This window comes from Oceanospirillum linum, from assembly GCF_001995095.2.
Taxonomy (GTDB): domain Bacteria; phylum Pseudomonadota; class Gammaproteobacteria; order Pseudomonadales; family Halomonadaceae; genus Oceanospirillum; species Oceanospirillum linum.
Window position 1 is genome coordinate 1 of record NZ_MTSD02000137.1, and the last position, 426, is coordinate 426.

Sequence of the window (426 nt, forward strand, 5' to 3'; positions counted from 1 at the left end):
AAATTGACGCGGTCGGCCGGGCTGTTGCGGTCGACGAGCTGCTTCACGAGGATCACTTGCGGACCGCGGCGAATGATCTCGTGGCAAGCGTGCACCGCCTCGTCGACGGTTTCGATCGTCCGCCCGACCAGCTTTTGTAGTGCATCGTGGGTCGGCGAAAGCCCATCGGCGATCGTCGGCATCGTTTCCAGCAGATATTCGTCGACGCTCGCGCCGGCGCCCGCTCCGATCACGGGCGTGCAGAAGTGCCACGCTGCGGCGTTGCTCGCCTTGACCGTTCGCACGATGTCGATGACGGCTTGCGCATGCGCCTTGGAGCCGAGGTATCCCGAGACGATCGCGTCGCAGCGCCGTAGCATGCCGATGGCACCGATCCCCTCGACGAGGTCCGCCATCTGCGGCGGGTCGATGGCGCTGCCGGCCCAA

At 66.0% G+C, this 426-nt stretch carries 1 protein-coding gene; it reads right to left on the reverse strand.

The genetic code is table 11. The annotated features are described in order from the left end of the window. Window positions 1–426, reverse strand: a 426-nt coding sequence (locus BTA35_RS18085) for a carbohydrate kinase family protein (RefSeq protein WP_202931315.1), incomplete at both ends; no start/stop codon positions are given.